Source organism: Pseudomonas sp. 3A(2025) (assembly GCF_054589175.1).
Genome location: NZ_BAAILM010000113.1, coordinates 419,744 through 437,071, shown reverse-complemented (window position 1 = coordinate 437,071; position 17,328 = coordinate 419,744). Strand labels below are relative to the sequence as shown.

18 protein-coding genes are annotated in these 17,328 nt (G+C 61.3%); 8 read left to right on the top strand and 10 right to left on the bottom strand.

Annotation, left to right across the window (positions count from 1 at the left end):
- Window positions 1-282 precede the first annotated feature (282 nt).
- A complete protein-coding gene (fhuF, locus tag ACYP2A_RS28630; protein ID WP_459749292.1) occupies window positions 283-975 on the top strand; it encodes a siderophore-iron reductase FhuF in 693 nt (230 codons plus the stop codon).
- A 1-nt stretch (window position 976) separates the two neighbouring features.
- On the opposite strand, the gene ACYP2A_RS28625 is transcribed toward fhuF, so the two are convergent.
- Both ACYP2A_RS28625 and ACYP2A_RS28620 read right to left on the bottom strand, forming a co-directional pair.
- Window positions 977-1,693 carry a 4'-phosphopantetheinyl transferase family protein gene (locus ACYP2A_RS28625; protein WP_459749291.1) on the bottom strand — a complete coding sequence of 239 codons (717 nt, stop codon included), beginning with the start codon at window positions 1,691-1,693 and terminating at the stop codon, window positions 977-979.
- A complete protein-coding gene (locus ACYP2A_RS28620) occupies window positions 1,693-2,481 on the bottom strand; it encodes a dienelactone hydrolase family protein (RefSeq protein WP_459749290.1) in 789 nt (262 codons plus the stop codon). Before ACYP2A_RS28620 ends, ACYP2A_RS28625 begins: the two co-directional genes overlap by 1 nt.
- A 321-nt stretch (window positions 2,482-2,802) precedes the next feature.
- On the opposite strand from ACYP2A_RS28620, the gene ACYP2A_RS28615 reads away from it, so the two are divergent.
- The 3 genes from ACYP2A_RS28615 (at window position 2,803) to ACYP2A_RS28605 (ending at window position 6,450) form a co-directional block, all read left to right on the top strand.
- On the top strand, window positions 2,803-3,480 hold the full coding sequence (locus ACYP2A_RS28615; RefSeq protein WP_459749289.1) for a response regulator: 678 nt from the start codon (window positions 2,803-2,805) through the stop codon (window positions 3,478-3,480).
- Complete coding sequence (locus ACYP2A_RS28610) at window positions 3,477-4,823, top strand: ATP-binding protein (RefSeq protein ID WP_459749288.1); 1,347 nt, start codon at window positions 3,477-3,479, stop codon at window positions 4,821-4,823. Before ACYP2A_RS28615 ends, ACYP2A_RS28610 begins: the two co-directional genes overlap by 4 nt.
- A 280-nt stretch (window positions 4,824-5,103) precedes the next feature.
- Window positions 5,104-6,450: a dicarboxylate/amino acid:cation symporter gene (locus ACYP2A_RS28605; RefSeq protein ID WP_459749287.1), complete on the top strand. Its 1,347-nt coding sequence runs from the start codon at window positions 5,104-5,106 to the stop codon at window positions 6,448-6,450.
- A 61-nt stretch (window positions 6,451-6,511) separates the two neighbouring features.
- Here ACYP2A_RS28605 and ACYP2A_RS28600 read toward each other — a convergent pair whose 3' ends face one another.
- The gene (locus tag ACYP2A_RS28600; protein ID WP_459749286.1) at window positions 6,512-7,006 is read right to left on the bottom strand and encodes a SprT family zinc-dependent metalloprotease; all 495 of its coding nucleotides are present in this window, start codon (window positions 7,004-7,006) and stop codon (window positions 6,512-6,514) included.
- A 79-nt stretch (window positions 7,007-7,085) separates the two neighbouring features.
- Entirely contained in the window at window positions 7,086-7,685 is a 600-nt protein-coding gene (locus tag ACYP2A_RS28595; protein WP_459749285.1) for a Yip1 family protein, read from the bottom strand.
- A 311-nt stretch (window positions 7,686-7,996) separates the two neighbouring features.
- Between ACYP2A_RS28595 and ttcA the strand changes: the two genes are divergently transcribed.
- A complete protein-coding gene (gene ttcA, locus ACYP2A_RS28590) occupies window positions 7,997-8,821 on the top strand; it encodes a tRNA 2-thiocytidine(32) synthetase TtcA (RefSeq protein ID WP_459749284.1) in 825 nt (274 codons plus the stop codon).
- Window positions 8,822-8,823: 2 nt separating this feature from the next.
- Here the strand turns inward: ttcA and ACYP2A_RS28585 are convergent, their stop codons facing one another.
- The 3 genes from ACYP2A_RS28585 to arsC are packed head-to-tail and all read right to left on the bottom strand — an operon-like array spanning window position 8,824 to window position 10,498.
- Entirely contained in the window at window positions 8,824-9,495 is a 672-nt protein-coding gene (locus tag ACYP2A_RS28585; RefSeq protein ID WP_459749283.1) for a DNA-3-methyladenine glycosylase I, read from the bottom strand.
- 56 nt (window positions 9,496-9,551) lie between these two features.
- Window positions 9,552-10,148, bottom strand: a complete 597-nt coding sequence (gene wrbA / locus ACYP2A_RS28580) for an NAD(P)H:quinone oxidoreductase (RefSeq protein WP_459749282.1) — start codon at window positions 10,146-10,148, stop codon at window positions 9,552-9,554.
- Window positions 10,145-10,498 (bottom strand): arsenate reductase (glutaredoxin), encoded by a 354-nt coding sequence (gene arsC / locus ACYP2A_RS28575; RefSeq protein WP_459749281.1) that lies wholly within the window; start codon window positions 10,496-10,498, stop codon window positions 10,145-10,147. The genes wrbA and arsC overlap by 4 nt, the downstream gene beginning before the upstream one ends.
- Window positions 10,499-10,626: 128 nt before the next feature.
- Between arsC and ACYP2A_RS28570 the strand changes: the two genes are divergently transcribed.
- Entirely contained in the window at window positions 10,627-11,100 is a 474-nt protein-coding gene (locus ACYP2A_RS28570; protein WP_459749280.1) for a TlpA disulfide reductase family protein, read from the top strand.
- A gap of 1 nt (window position 11,101) precedes the next feature.
- On the opposite strand, the gene ACYP2A_RS28565 is transcribed toward ACYP2A_RS28570, so the two are convergent.
- The 3 genes from ACYP2A_RS28565 to ACYP2A_RS28555 form a co-directional block, all read right to left on the bottom strand.
- Entirely contained in the window at window positions 11,102-11,506 is a 405-nt protein-coding gene (locus ACYP2A_RS28565) for an META domain-containing protein (RefSeq protein ID WP_459749279.1), read from the bottom strand.
- Window positions 11,503-11,940: a hypothetical protein gene (locus tag ACYP2A_RS28560; RefSeq protein ID WP_459749278.1), complete on the bottom strand. Its 438-nt coding sequence runs from the start codon at window positions 11,938-11,940 to the stop codon at window positions 11,503-11,505. Before ACYP2A_RS28560 ends, ACYP2A_RS28565 begins: the two co-directional genes overlap by 4 nt.
- A 123-nt stretch (window positions 11,941-12,063) precedes the next feature.
- The gene (locus ACYP2A_RS28555; RefSeq protein ID WP_459749277.1) at window positions 12,064-14,817 is read right to left on the bottom strand and encodes an ATP-binding protein; all 2,754 of its coding nucleotides are present in this window, start codon (window positions 14,815-14,817) and stop codon (window positions 12,064-12,066) included.
- A 242-nt stretch (window positions 14,818-15,059) separates the two neighbouring features.
- On the opposite strand from ACYP2A_RS28555, the gene cysM reads away from it, so the two are divergent.
- Together cysM and rlmD are read left to right on the top strand one after the other, a co-directional pair.
- Entirely contained in the window at window positions 15,060-15,962 is a 903-nt protein-coding gene (cysM, locus tag ACYP2A_RS28550) for a cysteine synthase CysM (RefSeq protein WP_459749276.1), read from the top strand.
- Window positions 15,962-17,317, top strand: a complete 1,356-nt coding sequence (rlmD, locus tag ACYP2A_RS28545; RefSeq protein WP_459749275.1) for a 23S rRNA (uracil(1939)-C(5))-methyltransferase RlmD — start codon at window positions 15,962-15,964, stop codon at window positions 17,315-17,317. The genes cysM and rlmD overlap by 1 nt, the downstream gene beginning before the upstream one ends.
- The last annotated feature ends 11 nt before the right edge of the window (window positions 17,318-17,328 follow it).

The following is a 17,328-nucleotide window of genomic DNA, read 5'->3' as shown; positions in this document are numbered from 1 at the left end:
CATCTAGGGTCTGTTTCGCCCAGGGGCTACAAGATAATGCGTTTTGCACATCAGTTCAACGCACTGTCCGGTGCTGCCTGTGGATAGGTTGTGAGTAAAGCTGTGCATGATTAGGCCTCAGCCCGCATAACTTATGGGCGGGCTGTCCTTGCCTGTTTTTTTCTGTTTGCCGACGAGATGACACTGAATTTTGCGGGCGCGAACCCTATCACAGAATTTGTAATGTGCAAGGGCGGTATGGCATGTGTCGTGCATCGCACTGAAAGTCGAAAAAGGAATGCCATGACCCAGAGGTTGTTCGACGATGAGCTGCAGCCCTTCGGGCAAGGTGTGCGAGGCGAGGGTGGTGTCCCGCTGCCAACGCTATTGGCAGCCGGGCGACTGGATGCATTGCTCGACAGTGTGTATGGCCCGGAATTGATGGCCAGCCACAAGCCGGTGCTGGTCTCGCAGTGGGCCAAGTACTATTTCACGCTGTTGATCCCACCGGTGCTGGTGGCCAATCTGGTCCATGGCTGGCATTGGCCGTTGACGCTGGCGCATATCGCCCTGGCGCTGGATGAGCGCGGTGTGCCGCAAGGCATCAGGTTTCTCGGTCAAGGGGCGGCAGGTGGCTGTGCGGGCGATAAGCCGCTACAGCGCTTTGCCGATTTGCTGGACGACAATCTACGGCCGTTCATCGAGGTGTTGGGCGCTTACGGCAAGTTGCCGCGAGCGGTGTTGTGGAGCAGCGTCGGTGACACGCTGGAGCAATGCCTGACACGCCTTGAGCGTCGCGACCCGGCCCTTGCCCGTGATGGCTGGCCATTGCTGGATCTTCCACGGCGTGCCGACGGGCGGGTTAATCCGTTGTTTAATAGCGTGGCCTATGTGCCGCAGGCAAGCGGCGAGCCGCGTCGTCAGCGGCGCGCCTGTTGCCTGAGCTATCAGGTGGAATGGGTGGGACGCTGCGAGCATTGCCCGCTGCCGGGCTGAATCACAGCGCGATGGCCACCAGGCTCAGCAGGTGGTCGTTGTGCAGGCTGAACTGGCCCTGCAACTGCTTGCCGTGATGCCACTCTTCGGACAGGTCGCACAGCAGGCCCAGACGTACCTGGCCATCGGCCGACCAGTCCAGCACCTGCGCATCCTCGAAATAGAAACGCTTGCCCACCAGCGGGTAAAGCGCCTTGAACAGCGCCTCTTTGATCGAGAAGGTCAGGGTGACGCACAGCGCCTTCTGATCTGCCGGTAACGCCTGCATGCGCGCCAGCTCATCGGCGGTCAGGATTTCGCCGGCCAGACGGCTGGCACGTTCGGCGTCAAGCAAGTGCTCGGCATCCAGGCCCAGGCCGCGCCACTGTGTTTGCGGCGCAACGATGGCGGCGGCCCAGCCGGTGCTGTGGGTGATCGAGCCGCAAATATCGGGCGGCCAGACCGGTGCGCGGTCCTCACCGATGGCCGGCACCTGCACGCGCCCATCGAGCCGGCGCAACGCTTCACGGGCGCACAGGCGCCCGGCAAGAAACTCGGTCTGGCGCTTGGCGACCGAGCGCTGGATGCTGGCCGGCGGCTCGATTCGGCAGCGTTGCCAGTCGTCTGGCGTCAGCTGTTTCGGATCGAAGTGAGCGCTTATCAATACCACCCCTTTCAAGGGCTGATGAAGCGGCCAGTCCGGCTTGAGATCGGGGCAGCAGTCGGGCAGGGCTGTCATCAACCAAATATCTTCTTGAAGAATGCCTGCATGTCCGCCCAGGAGCTCTGATCGGCGGTCTTGCTGTAGCCGATATCCGGGCCGCCGTGGTCGCCATGGCTCAAGCGATCGGCATCAGGGTTGGTAAAGCCATGCTTGGCGCCTTCGATACTGACGAATTTATAGTCGGCACCGGCTGCGTCCATTTCCTGTTTGAACGCGGCAACGTCCTTGGCCGTGACCATGCTGTCGCTGGCACCATGTTCGACCAGCAGCGGCACTTTGATGCCAGCCTTGGCCGGGCTTTGCGCGGCCAGTGCGCCGTGGAAGCTGACCACGCCGGCCAGTGGCTCGCCGCGACGGGCGGCATCGAGCACGACTTTGCCGCCGAAGCAGTAGCCGATGGCGGCAATTTTGTCCGGGTTGGTCTGCGGCTGTTTTTTCAGTTGTTCAAGGCCGGCATCGAAGCGCTGGTTTGCCGCCTCGCTGTCCTTCAGGGCCGCCTGCATGAAGGCCAGGGCGTCCTTGGGGTGTTCGGTGTTCTTGCCGTCGCCGTACATGTCGATGGCCATGGCGCTGTAGCCCAGTTCTGCGAGATCACGGGCGCGGCGCTTGGCGTAGTCGTTCAGGCCCCACCATTCGTGTACCACCAGTACACCTGGGCGCTGGCCCTTGATCGCGTCGTCGTAAGCGTAATAGGCCACCAGTTGCGTACCATCGCTACTCTTGTAATTGACCTGCTCGGTTTTGATCGCTGCCTGAGCCAGTCCGGTCAGGCCCATGAGGGTCAATCCAATCAAGACACGCATGTGTAAATCCTTTTCAACGTTGGCTGGAGGGCACCTCTAAAACCTACCTGCGTTGTCAACGCTGCGTTAAAAACAGGCTCAACATGCTCATTTACAACCCGTAAAGTCGTGCGCGACTCCGACCGTGTCTCGCCTGTTTTTGCCTTGCGCTGCCTCGCCTACGTTTTTAGAGGCACCCTGGAGTGCCAAGCCTAGCCGATTTGCTTATCGTGATGCACGGCAGGTGTTCAGTTGAAGTTCAGGGCCTGGCCATTACTGTGAAGTCATAGCGTCGTCGCCCAGGGCCGTTATCATGGGCGTTCACGGATCGAGGAGAGCTGCATGAAGTTGTTGGTGGTCGAGGATGAGGCGCTGTTGCGCCATCACTTGCGCACGCGCTTGAGCGAAGCGGGGCACGTGGTGGAAGCGGTGGCCAATGCCGAGGAGGCGTTGTATCAGGTCGGACAGTTCAATCATGACCTGGCGGTGATCGACCTGGGCCTGCCCGGGCTTGGCGGGCTGGACCTGATTCGTCAGTTACGCACGCTGGGCAAGGCCTTCCCGATTCTGATACTGACCGCACGCGGTAACTGGCAGGACAAGGTCGAGGGCCTGGCGGCCGGTGCCGACGACTATGTGGTCAAGCCGTTCCAGTTCGAAGAGCTCGAAGCGCGGCTCAATGCCTTGTTGCGCCGCTCCAGTGGCTTCATACAGTCGACTATTACCGCCGGCCCCTTGCTGCTGGACCTCAACCGCAAGCAGGCGACCCTGCAAGAGCAGCCGCTGGCGCTGACCGCCTATGAGTACCGGATTCTCGAGTACCTCATGCTGCATCATCAGCAAGTGGTGCCCAAAGAGCGGCTCATGGAGCAGTTGTACCCCGATGACGATGAGCGCGACCCGAACGTGATCGAGGTGCTGGTCGGCCGCTTGCGCCGCAAACTCGACACCGCTGCGGCCTTCAAGCCGATCGAAACCGTGCGCGGCATGGGCTATCTGTTTACTGAGCGCTGTACATGATCCGTTCGTTGCGCCTGCGCCTGATGCTGGGCGCAGCGACCCTTGCCGTGATTTTCATGCTGCTGATGCTGCCGGCCCTGCAAGGCGGCTTCAGCATGGCGCTGCGCGGTGCCATCGAACAGCGTCTGGCCTCGGATGTGACCACGCTGATTTCTGCGGCACGGGTCGAGGGCGGCCATTTGCTGATGCCGTCGCTGTTGCCCGGTGAGCAGTTCAACCTGCCGGGCAGTCGCCTGCTGGGCTACATCTATAACCGCCAGGGTCAACTGGTGTGGCGCTCGCTGGCGGCCGAGGCCGAAGACATCAACTACCACCCGTACTACGACGGCCAGGGCAGCAAATTCACGCGGATCAAGAATGCCGAAGGCGAAGAGTTCTTTGTCTATGACGTCGAAATTCGCCTGCTGGGCGGTCGTAATGTGGCGTTCAGCATTGTTGCCGTGCAGTCCTTGCGCGGCTATCAGGAAACCGTCGGCGAGTTGCGCAAGAAGCTTTATCTGGGCTTCGGTGCGGCGCTGGTGGTGTTGCTCGGCTTGTTGTGGCTGGGCCTGACCTGGGGTTTGCGCGCGCTCAAGGGCGTCAGCAAGGAGCTTGACCAGGTGGAAGCCGGGGCGCGCGACAGCCTGGGTGAAGACCACCCCAGTGAACTGCTGCGCCTGACCGGCTCGCTCAACCGCCTGCTGCGCAGCGAGCGTGAGCAGCGTATTCGTTATCGCGACTCGCTGGGCGATCTGGCGCACAGTCTGAAAACCCCGCTGGCGGTATTGCAGGGGGTCAGCGAGAACATCGCCAAGCGCCCTGAGGATGTCGAGCAGGCGCGGGTGCTGCAATCGCAGATCGAGCGCATGAGTCAGCAGATCGGCTATCAGTTGCAACGTGCCAGCCTGCGCAAGAGCGGCCTGGTGCGTTATCACGTCAAGTTGCGGCCGGTGGTCGAAAGCCTGTGTAACACCTTGCAGAAGGTCTATCGCGACAAGGAAGTCAGGGTCAGCCTCGACCTGCCAGAGCACGGGCAGGTGCCCATGGAAGAGGCGGCGCTGATGGAAATGCTCGGCAACCTGCTGGAAAACGCCTACCGGCTATGCCTGGGTGAAGTGCGCGTCAGCTTCGTCAGCAGCCCGGGCGGTGACGAGCTGTGTGTCGAGGATGACGGGCCGGGCGTGCCGCCGAACCAGCGCGCGCGCATCCTGCAACGGGGCGAGCGTCTGGACCGGCAGAACCCGGGGCAGGGCATTGGCCTGGCGGTGGTCAAGGACATTATCGAAAGCTACAACGCTCACCTGACCCTGGAAGACTCACCACTGGGCGGCGCGTTGTTCCGTATCCATTTCATGGCGGAATGATTCTGGCGGATACCCGCCACCCCTCGCCGGATTTTTTTTGAATCCGGCGGAAATCCGCCATGCACTCTCCTCAGAAACGTCTAGTTTCATAAGTACGGCCCTTGCCGGGTGGGGCTTTACAGAAAAAATCAAAGGCTGGCACAGCTGTTGCTATACAAGTCGCAGATGTCTGCCACGCGCAGCTCGACAAAACAAATCCCTCCAGTGCAGGAGGGTTACGCTTTATAGGCAACGCAAGCATCAGATGAACTGTGCGGCGAAGCCCTTGAGGATAACTGCAATGACGACTCGTCAGCCTTTCTACAAAACTCTGTATTTCCAGGTCATCGTGGCCATCGTGATCGGTATTCTCATCGGTCACTTCTATCCGGACACCGGCAAGGCCCTCAAGCCGCTGGGTGACGGATTCATCAAACTGATCAAAATGGTCATCGCCCCCATCATCTTCTGTACCGTCGTCAGCGGCATCGCCGGCATGCAGAACATGAAATCGGTCGGCAAGACCGGTGGTTATGCGCTGCTGTACTTCGAAATCGTTTCCACCCTGGCCCTGGTTATCGGCCTGATCGTGGTCAACGTCGTTCAGCCGGGCGCCGGCATGAACATCGACGTCAGCACCCTCGACGCCTCCAAGATCGCGGCTTACGTCACGGCCAGTAAAGACCAGAGCGTTGTCGGCTTTATCCTCAACGTGATCCCGAACACCATCGTCGGCGCCTTCGCCAACGGCGACATCCTGCAAGTGCTGATGTTCTCGGTGATCTTCGGCTTCGCCCTGCATCGCCTGGGTGCCTACGGCCGTCCGGTGCTGGATTTCATCGATCGCTTCGCCCATGTGATGTTCAACATCATCAACATGATCATGAAGCTCGCCCCGATCGGTGCCTTCGGTGCCATGGCCTTCACCATCGGTGCGTACGGTGTCAGCTCGCTGGTGCAGCTGGGCCAGTTGATGATCTGCTTCTACATCACCTGCTTCCTGTTCGTGGTTCTGGTGCTGGGCGCCATCTGCCGCGCTCACGGTTTCAGCGTGTTGAAGCTGGTGCGCTACATCCGTGAAGAGCTGCTGATCGTGCTGGGTACTTCCTCCTCGGAATCGGCCCTGCCACGCATGCTGATCAAAATGGAGCGCCTGGGTGCACAGAAATCGGTAGTGGGTCTGGTGATCCCGACCGGTTACTCGTTCAACCTCGACGGTACCTCGATCTACCTGACCATGGCCGCTGTGTTCATCGCTCAGGCGACCAACACCGAAATGGACATCACCCACCAGATCACCCTGTTGCTGGTGCTGCTGTTGTCCTCCAAAGGGGCTGCTGGCGTGACCGGTAGCGGCTTCATCGTTCTGGCTGCAACCCTGTCGGCCGTAGGTCACCTGCCGGTTGCCGGTCTGGCGCTGATCCTGGGTATCGACCGCTTCATGTCCGAAGCCCGTGCCCTGACCAACCTGGTTGGTAACGCTGTCGCTACCGTGGTTGTCGCCAAGTGGGTTGGCGAGCTGGACACCAACAAGCTGCAGTCCGAGCTGGCTTCCGGTGGTACCACCATCGTTGAAACCCGCCACGAAGACGACCTGGGTGTTGCTGAAGGCCCGGCTCCGGTGAATACCACCAAGCCTGTGGTCTGATACCTCCCAGACAGAAAAAACCCATCTTCGGATGGGTTTTTTCGTTTTCAGACGGCTGGTTTTATTCGACGCGGACGCTGCCGCTGAACGTCAGCGCCTGCTTGCAGCGACGGCACAGGTAACGCCGGCCCTGTGCGACCAGCCGATGGCGCTGCACAGTGAACGCAAAGTCGCTGTCGGGGCAGGGGCACTGGTAGATATAGCGGGTCGCCTTGCGCCGCTGCACGGCATAGGTGTGGCAACGGTTGGGCGCCAACTGGTACACGCCGCGCATGATCAATTGCCATTCCTGGCCATGTGGCTGAATGCCGGCGCCGAACAGCTGATGGGCGATCAGGTGCGCGACTTCGTGCGGGACGGTCTGGTACAGAAAGTCTTCGCTGTTCTCCTGGTACAGCTGTGGGTTGAAGCGCAGCTTGTTCTCCTGCAGATGGGCGACGCCGGCCTTCTGGCCGCGCAGTTTGAAACTGACCACGGGACGTTTGAACGGGCGCTTGAAGAAGGCTTCGGCTTGTTGGTAACAGGTTTCGACTCGGGACTTCAGTAGCTCGGGCATGCGTGACAACTCTCCAGAAGCGCCCATTATGCAGAAGGCGCTCGTGCGCTGGAAACCCGGATGCCCGCTGCCCGTCCGGTTAGCCGGTGTATTGCGGGCCGACGCCCAAACCCCACAAGACCACGGTAAAGGCCATGATCGCCACCAGTACCACCAGGCCGACCGCAAGAATGGCGCTGGAGAACATGAAGCCCTCTTCAGAAGGCACATTCATGAAGGGCGCAAGCCCCGTATAGAGCAGGTACACGGTGTAGCTGATTGCCGCCGTGCCCGCCAGCAGGCCCAGCCACAGGTGTGGATAAAGTGCGCTCAGGCCGGCGATGAACAACGGGGTCGCGGTGTAAGTAGCAAAGGCGATGCAGCGCGCCAGGCTTGGATCGGCACCGTAGGTGCGGGCCATCCAGTGGATGAAGCCGCCCATGATCGCCACGCCGGCCAGCATCGTCAGGTAGGACATGAACGCCATGCCCAGGGCGCTGCCATGCGTGAGCATGACCGGCGCGCGTTCGCCGATCACCCAGCCAATCTGGGTGGTGCCGATGTAGGCGCATAGAGGGGCGATGGCTGCCAGCAGCAGTGTGTGGGTGAGATAGATATGACGAATGCTCTCGTCTTCCTTGCGAATCTGTTGCCATTCGCGTTCCGGGTGGGTGAACAAGCCCCAGACATGATTGATCACAGGGTGACTCCTGATCAGCGTGCAAGACACATTCCGGCAAGGTGTGGCGGATGACCGCCGCCGAAATAAAGGCCTGGCGCCACCGGTTGTCGGCGCGCTTGCCTCATTGGGCAGTATAGAAAATACCCCGGCCCATGGTCGGGCGGGCTTAGAGCGATTGGCAATGGCAGCGCTGCGGTTAATACCCTGTACCACGGCATGTTCAATGATGTGGCGGTTGTGCGTAAAATGGCGGCCTTTTCAGCGGTCTTGCTCAAAGCTTTCTTTTTCAGGCCACCTGTCGACACCTTGCAGCGGATATCACCAGCACCATGGGCACTCTTTCAGTCAATCAGAACAAACTGCAGAAACGCCTGCGTCGGCTGGCCGGCGAGGCTGTCAGCGATTACAACATGATCGAGGAGGGCGACAAGGTCATGGTCTGCCTGTCCGGCGGCAAGGACAGCTACACCATGCTCGATGTGCTGATGCACCTGCAGAAGGTGGCACCGATCAGGTTCGACATCGTGGCCGTCAACATGGACCAGAAGCAGCCGGGCTTTCCCGAGGAGGTGCTGCCGGCCTACCTGAAAAGCCTGGGGGTCGAGTACCACATCGTCGAGAAAGACACCTATTCGGTGGTCAAGGAGCTGATTCCCGAGGGCAAGACCACCTGTTCGCTGTGCTCGCGCCTGCGTCGCGGCACGCTGTACACCTTTGCCGATGAAATTGGCGCGACCAAAATGGCGCTGGGGCATCACCGCGACGACATCGTCGAGACGTTCTTCTTGAACATGTTCTTCAACGGTTCGCTCAAGGCCATGCCGCCCAAGCTGCGTTCCGACGATGGCCGCAACGTGGTGATTCGTCCGTTGGCCTACTGCCATGAGAAAGACATTCAGGCTTATTCGGATTTGAAGGGTTTTCCGATCATTCCATGCAACCTGTGCGGCTCGCAGGAAAACCTGCAACGCCAGGTGGTCAAGGACATGCTGATCGAGTGGGAACGCAAGACTCCGGGGCGTACCGAGAGCATTTTCCGTGCCTTGCAGAATGTCCAGCCTTCGCAACTGGCCGACCGTAATCTGTTCGACTTCACCAGCCTGCGCATGGACGAAAGCGCGGCGTCGCGCTTCGTCAATGTGGTGAATATCTAGGTCTAGTGATTCACCGTAAACGCCAGCATCGCTGAAAGCTGGCATAACGGCCTGCCGCTTTCAGTCTGCCACTGGTTGAAGGCAGCCTGTACCGCCGCCTGATCACGCTTGCTGCTCGGCACCTTGTCGACGATGTCCTGGGCGTTGAGCGCGGCGACCACATCGTTGCTGGGCACGAAGGTGTCCTTGCCGACCATGCGCAGAAAGCGCGGTGCCGACAGCCCGCCCAACTGGGTGCCGTGCTTGTTCAGGTACTGCCAGAGCCCTGTGATGTCTTCACCCGGCCACTGGGCGATGAATTTACCGAAACTGCCATGCTCGTGAGCGATGTCCAGAATCATCTGCGCATTGCGCGGCACGCTTTTGAGCTTGCCCAGGTGGCGAATGATGCGCGCATCCTGCATCAGCCGCTCCAGATGGTCGGCGCCCATCAGCACGACCTTCTCCGGATCGAAGCCAAAGAACACCTGTTCGAATGCCGGCCACTTGGCGTCCACCAGGCTGTGCTTGAGACCTGCGCGAAACACCCGCAAGGCCATGGTCGACAGGTAGCGATCATTGCTGATCGCCTGCAATTGACGCGGGGTTTTCGGCACCGGTAACTGGGCTTCCAGTGCCTTGGCCGAACCGAAGCGGTTCAGGCAGTACGCGTGAAGCCATTTGTAGTCTTGCATCGATACTCCGTAGGAGCGGCTTTAGCCGCGAAAGTCTATGGGGCGCGCACCTGTACTCAGCCTTGAAGCAACAATGCCGTCTTCGCCAGGCGCTGACCCAGCGCGCGACACAGCTCGGTCTCGTGCTTGTCCAGCGGCCGCTTGCCGTCGGCGCCAGCGTGGTGGCTGGCGCCATACGGTGTGCCGCCGCCGGCGGTTTCCAGCAGGGCCGATTCGCTGTACGGCAGGCCGGTGATCAGCATGCCGTGGTGCAGCAATGGCAGCAGCATCGACATCAGCGTGGTTTCCTGGCCGCCGTGCAGGCTGGCGGTGGAGGTGAACACGCAGGCAGGCTTGCCTACCAGAGCGCCGGTCAGCCACAGGTTGCTGGTGCCATCGAGAAAGTATTTGAGCGGTGCGGCCATGTTGCCGAAGCGCGTCGGGCTGCCCAGCGCCAGGCCGTGGCAGTGCTTGAGGTCATCAAGGCTGGCGTACGGCGCGCCACTGTCGGGAATCGAGGGTGCGGTGGCTTCGCAGTCGGCCGAAATTGCCGGCACCGTGCGCAGTCGCGCTTCCATGCCGCCCATTTCGATGCCCCGGGCGATCTGCCGGGCCATTTCGCTGGTCGAGCCGTTGCGGCTGTAAAACAGCACGAGGATATAAGGCGTACTCACGGCAACAACTCCAGGATGTTTTCCGGTGGCCGGCCGATCACGGCGCGGTCACCGGCGACCAGAATCGGCCGCTCGATGAGCTTGGGGTGCGCAGCCATGGCGGCAATCAGTTGCGCATCGCTCAGGCTCGGGTCGGCCAGGTTCAGGCTCTTGTATTCGTCTTCGCCGCTGCGCAGCAATTGCCGTGGCGCGATGCCCAGCTTGTCGAGCAACTGGCGCAATTGCGCTTCGTCGGGCGGCGTTTGCAGGTACAGGACGATTTCCGGTGCCAGGTCGCGCGCTTGCAGCAGTTCCAGTGCAGCACGGGATTTTGAACAGCGCGGGTTGTGATAAAGCGTCAGGGCGGTCATTTGTGGGTCGCATCGAAGACAGGGTGGCGCGTATTCTACCTGCGCCATGCAAGCGTTCGACATACACAGTCGCCTGCGGTTGCATTGGGTTACATCAGTACAGGTCATGGCGAAAGAAGGAAACACAGATGGCAAAGCGATTGGCAGCGGTGATGGCACTGGTCGGCAGCATGCTGCTCAGTGGGTGTGGCGCAGACCTGGGCATTGACCAGAACGGTCAGAAAGTTGCCAGCGAGCGCATCGACAAGCACTGGCTGGTGATCAACTACTGGGCTGAATGGTGCGGCCCGTGCAGGACTGAAATCCCCGAATTCAATGGCCTGGCCGAGCAGCTGAAGGACAGCAAGGTCACGGTGCTGGGGGTCAACTTCGACAACCTGCAGGGCGAAGACCTGAAAAAGGCGGCCAATGCGCTGGGCATCAAGTTCACCGTATTGGCCCAGGACCCGGCCGAGCGCTATGAACTGCCCCCGGCCGATGCCTTGCCGGTGACCTACATCATCGACGACAAGGGCAAGATGCGTGAGCAGTTGCTGGGCGAACAAAGCGCTGAAGGCGTGATCGCGCGGATCAAGGCATTGCGTGGCGATGCGCGGGGCTGATTTACTCCGGCCAGAACCGCAGTGGCTGGCCTTCGGCGGGCCACAGGCGCAGTTGCTGGATCGGTGAAACGTCCCAGCGCTGGGTGCCGGGCAGGGCAGTGAGAAAACGCTGCTCCTGCTCCATCAGCGCCTCGACGCACAGCTTGCGGGTCTTGCCCACCTTGTCGAAGGTCAGTGTCTGGCCTTCAAGGGTGTAAGACGCGAACCAGTGGTTGCAGCCGGCATTGCCATAAGCCCGGCCATCGCGGCCCAGGGTCATGGTCAAGCGGCTGCGGTCGATCAGCGGGCGTTCACCGATCCACTCCAGTACATAACTTTTGTCCAGTTCGACCTCGGTTGCCGGCTGGCTGGCGCACCCGGCCAGCAGCAGGGCGCCGGTCAGGCCGGTTACAACCAGGCGTTTCATGCCGGTTGCACCTGGCATTTACGGCACAGGTGTTTGTCACCGTCGGTTTTCCAGCCCAGTTCGGCAATGCGTGCCACGGCCGCCGGTTTCTGCGCCTTGGTGCCCAGGCTGCTCTCGACCGAGAACTCGAACGTCAGCTCGCTGTTGCAGCTGTCGCAATTGACTTTCCACTCATGGATCGCCAGTTCGTTGAACACCGGCCCCTTGGCCACCGCGACCCATTGACCGGGCGGGTTGATCAGGTGGCGGACTTTTTCCACCGACAGGCGCATGTACAGCGTTTTGCTGCCCTTGAGGGTGACCAGCAACTGGTCGCCTTCGTGGATCGAGCCACCGTTGCCAGTGACCTGATAACGGCCCGGCGCCAGCGTACGGCACTCGGTCAGGGTGTGTTGCGGGTTAAGCATGCTGTAACGGAAATCGTGTTCGGCCATGGGTCCTCCAAAATACGCGCATCTTACCACGCAGGAGCAGCGGCAAGTTGCAAGCTATAAGCCGCAAGCCATACGCGCTTTGGCTCTTGCTTGCCGCTTGCAGCTAATCACTTGCCGCTGCCCCTAAGCTGTGACGCGTGCTTCGACGGCCAGGCGGGTGATGGCTTTGTCCAGGTCGTTGAGTGCTTGATCGGCTTGTGGGGCGTCCTGTTTGAGCAGGGTTTCGGCACGCTGGCAGGCGGCGCGCAATTGCGGCACGCCACAGTAGCGGGTGGCACCGTGCAGGCGGTGGATGCGTTCGATCAGGGCCTGAATATCGGTGGCGGCGCGGGCCGCGCGGATCGCTTCGCGGTCGGCGTCCAGCGCGGCCAGCAACATGGCCAGCATGTCGGCGGCAAGATCCGGTTTGCCGGCGGCCAGGCGCAGGCCTTCCTCGTGGTCGAGCACCAGTGGCCCCAGATGGCTGGCAGCGGTATCGGCCGGGCTTTCGGGTTGTGCGGTGCGCAGGGCCAGGCCGGTCCACTTGAGCACCACTTGCGCCAGTTGCCGCTCGCCGATCGGCTTGGTCATGTAGTCGTCCATGCCGCTTTGCAGCAACGAGCGTTTTTCGTTGGCCATGGCGTGGGCGGTCAGGGCTACGATCGGCATCGGGCTGCTTTGCCGTTGCGCTTCCCAGTCTCGAATCGCCTCGGTGGCCTGGCGCCCGTCCATGCCCGGCATTTGCACATCCATCAGCACCAGGTCGAAGGTGTCGCTCTGCACCGCCTGCACGGCGGCATAGCCGCTGTCGACGGCGGAGACGATACTGCCCATGTCTTCGAGCAGCGTTTGTACCAGCAACAGATTGGCCGGGTTGTCGTCCACGCACAGGATGCGCGGCGCGCGGCTGGGCAGCGGCAGGCTGACGTCGGGGCGCACCACTTTCGGGGTGATCAGCTCCGACAGGGCGCGGTGCAGCTTGCGGTTACAGGCAGGCTTGGCCTGTAGCTGGGTATACACATCCGGTACCGAGACCTGAAACGCCGCCTGCTCGGTGGTCGGGCACAGCACCAGCACCTTGCAGCCGAGATTTTCCAGATCCCAGACGTGCTGGCGCAGGCGCTCGGGCGGAATGTCGTAGCTGGTCACGCCCAGCACCGCCAGTTCGATGGCGGTCGGGGTCTGATGGGCGACGGTCACGCCATTGATCAGGCTTTCCAGATTTTTGAAGATCAGCGGCTCCAGGCCGCAGTCTTCAAGCTGGTGCTCCAGCGCCTGGCGCGCCAGTTCGTGGCGCTCCATCACGGCCACGCGCACGTCTTGCAGCGGGTGTGCTACCGGATCGTCGGTGTCGTCGCGGGCTTTGGGCAGCTTCAGGCTGATCCAGAATTCCGAGCCGACCCCTGGTGTGCTGTCGACGCCGATCTCGCCGCCCATCTGCTCGATCAAACGCTTGGAAATCACCAGTCCCAGGCCGGTGCCGCCCGGTTGGCGCGACAACGAATTGTCGGCCTGGCTGAACGCCTGGAATAACGCCCGCACGTCCTGATTGGACAGGCCGATGCCGGTGTCTTGCACGCTGATGCGCAATTGCGCAGTGTCTTCGGTTTCTTCCTCGACCATGGCGCGGGCGACGATAGTGCCTTCGCGGGTGAACTTGATCGCGTTGCTGACCAGGTTGGTGAGGATCTGCTTGAGCCGCAGCGGGTCGCCGGTCAGCGCCAGCGGCGTGTCGCGGTACACCAGGCTGACCAGTTCAAGCTCTTTGGCGTGGGCGGCCGGAGCAAGGATGGTCAGGGTGTCTTGCAACAGGTCGCGCAGGTTGAACGGAATGCTGTCGAGCACCAGCTTGCCGGCCTCGATTTTCGAGAAGTCGAGGATTTCGTTGATGATGCTCAGCAGGCTGTCGGCGGACTTTTCGATGGTGTTGAGGTAGTCGTTCTGGCGCGGAGTCAGTTCGCTTTTTTGCAGCAAGTGGGTGAAGCCGAGAATACCGTTGAGCGGTGTGCGGATTTCATGGCTCATGTTGGCCAGAAACTCCGACTTGATGCGGCTGGCTTCCAGTGCCTCTTTTCGCGCGAGATCAAGTTCGATGTTCTGGATCTCGATGGTCTCAAGGTTCTGGCGTACGTCTTCGGTGGCCTGATCAATACTGTTTTGCAGTTCTTCCTGAGCATTTTGCAGGGTCGAAGCCATGCGGTTGATGCCCGAGGCCAGTTCATCCAGTTCCTGGCTGCCCAGAGGTGGCAGGCGGGTTTCGAGATGGCCTTCCTTGAGCTGGTTGACCGCCTGCTTGATGCGCCCCAGGGGCTGATTGATGCTGCGGCTCATGCGCAGCGCCAGCACGGCGGTGATCGCCAGGCCCGTGAGAATCAGCAACATGCTGGCAAACAGGCTGCGGTAGCCGCGCAGCAGGGTGCCATTATGAGAAATCTCAAGCTCGACCCAGCCCAGCAGTCGGTCGGCTTCATCGGGGATGGTTGCGCCGGTGAGGTGGCGCTGATTGCCGAATACCGGCAGCAGGTAACGGGTCGCGTCGCTGCCGGTGCTGTTGACCAGTTGCGTGCCTTGCCCTGTGGGCGGCGGGTTGATCATGCTGGGGCCGGCGTGGGTCAGCACCGTACGATCGGCGTCCAGAAAGGTCACCGAGCGAACATCGTCCTCTTCCAGAGTCTGGGTGGCGATGCGGCTGAGCACGGCCTTGTCTTTGCGGCCCAGCGCCGGTGCGGCCAGCGGCACCAGTTGGCGGGTGGTCATCTCGCCACGGGCCAGCAACTGGTTTTGCAGTTCATACAGCTGCATCCAGGTGAAGTAGCTGCCCAATACCAGGGCCATGAGGCTGGTGGGCAGGATGGTCAGCAACAGGACCCGACTCTTGATACCCAGCTTGGTCAGCACACGCGTTCTCCGGCGGCAGGTCAGGTGTGCACGCTGTCGGAAAACAGACGTACGGCACAGGCAGTGTAGCCATTCAATGTGCGCATGTTACAACCTTGTCGGGCCCGGCATAGCCATGGGGCAACCACAAAGGGCTTATTGCCTTATTCCTTTTGGTGATAAGCCCCTCACTTTGCGTGATATGGGCTTTGGGCGTTTGCCGTTATGATAGGCGCCCCCGCAGTCTGGATTGCGAAGACGCCATGACCCTGCAGTATCCAACCATTGCCGATCACGTCGGCAACACACCACTGGTGCGCCTGCAGCGTATCGGTGGCGACACCAGCAATACCCTCCTGTTGAAGCTCGAAGGTAACAACCCGGCAGGCTCGGTCAAAGACCGCCCGGCGCTGTCGATGATCAACCGTGCCGAATCGCGCGGCCAGATCCAGCCTGGCGACACCCTGATCGAAGCCACGTCCGGCAACACCGGTATCGCCCTGGCGATGGTGGCGGCTATCAAGGGCTACCGGATGATCCTGATCATGCCTGACAACTCCAGTGCCGAGCGCAAGGCGGCGATGACTGCCTATGGCGCCGAACTGATTCTGGTCAGCAAGGAAGAGGGCATGGAAGGCGCCCGCGACCTGGCCGAGCGCATGCAGGCCGAAGGCCGTGGCAAGGTGCTGGACCAGTTCGCCAACGGCGACAATCCCGAGGCGCACTACACCAGCACCGGCCCGGAACTGTGGCAGCAGACCGCTGGCACCATTACCCATTTCGTCAGCTCCATGGGCACCACCGGTACCATCATGGGCACCTCGCGCTACCTCAAGGAGCAGAATCCGAACGTGCAGATCGTCGGCCTGCAACCGATGGAGGGCGCTGCCATTCCCGGTATTCGCCGCTGGCCCGAAGAGTACCTGCCGCGCATCTATGAGTCCGATCGCATCGACCGCATCATCGATATGGGCCAGACCGAGGCCGAAGACGTGATGCGTCGTCTGGCGCGTGAAGAAGGCATTTTCTGTGGTGTGTCGTCCGGCGGTGCTGTAGCCGGCATGCTGCGCCTGTCCCGTGAAGTCGAGAACGCTGTGATCGTCGCCATTATTTGTGACCGCGGCGACCGCTACCTGTCGACCGGCGTCTACGACGCACCCAACTGATGGCCAAACACGTACGAGGGCTGCGCTTTCAGCCCGCCGGTGGCGTTAAAACCACGCAAGTGCCGGTTGGCAAGAAGCAACGCCTGGTCATCGAGCGCCTGGCCAGTGACGGCCGTGGCATCGGCTTTGTCGAGGGCCGCACCTGGTTCGTCGCCGGTAGCTTGGCGGGCGAAGAGGTCGAGGCGCGGGTGCTCAATGCTCGTGGCAAGGTGGTCGAGGCACGTACCGAGCGGGTATTGAAGGCCAGCGAGTCGCGCAGGCCTGCCGCCTGTGAGTATTTTGGCCGCTGCGGTGGTTGCAGCGTGCAGCACATGCCCCACGCCCAACAATTGACGCTCAAGCAGGACATGCTCGCCGAACAGTTGCAGCGCGTCGCCAATGTGACGCCCGAGCAATGGGCCGCACCACTGGTCGGTCCCGAGCTGGGCTACCGGCGCCGCGCGCGCGTTGCGGTGCGCTGGGACCAGAAGGCGCGACGCCTGGACGTCGGTTTTCGTGCAGCAGCCAGTCAGGATATTGTCGCTATCGGTCATTGCTCGGTGCTGGTGCCCGAGCTGCAGCCGCTCATGGAGCAATTGCCGGCGCTACTGGCGCGCCTCGGTAAACCTCAGGCGCTAGGGCATGTCGAGCTGTTCAGCGGCACATCGAAGGCGCTGTTGTTGCGTCATACCGCGCCGTTGTCCGAGGCCGATCTGGCGATCCTGCATGACTTTTGCAAGGTACACGGTGTACAGCTCTGGTTGCACGGCGACGGTGAGCCGTATCCGGCTGATCCTGATCATGCGCTGGGCTACCGGCTGGAACCGTGGAATCTGAACCTGGCCTGGCGGCCGGGAGATTTCATTCAGGTCAATGCAGTGGTCAATACCGCGATGATCGAGCAGGCCCTGGACTGGCTGGCGCCGCAACCGCAAGAGCGGGTCATGGACCTGTTCTGCGGGCTTGGCAACTTTGCCTTGCCGCTGGCGGGCAAAGTGCGTGAAGTGGTGGCAATCGAAGGTGTGCAAGTGATGGTCGACCGTGCCGGGCTCAATGCCCAGGCCAACGGGCTTGAAAACGTGACGTTCCGGCAGGCCGATCTTTCCGGGACTCTGGCTACGGCAGGTGGCGCTGTAGAGGGATTTTCTGCGGTACTCTTGGACCCGCCGCGCGACGGTGCCTTTGAAGTGGTACGCCAGATCGGCCAGTCAGGCGCCCGGCGTTTATTATATGTGTCATGTAACCCGGCAACCCTGGCCCGCGACACGGTCGAGCTGGTCAGGCAGGGCTACCGGTTAAAACGCGCCGGAATCCTCGACATGTTTCCGCAGACGGCGCATGTCGAGGCGATGGCTTTATTCGAAATGAGTGAGTGAGCAGCGGTTCA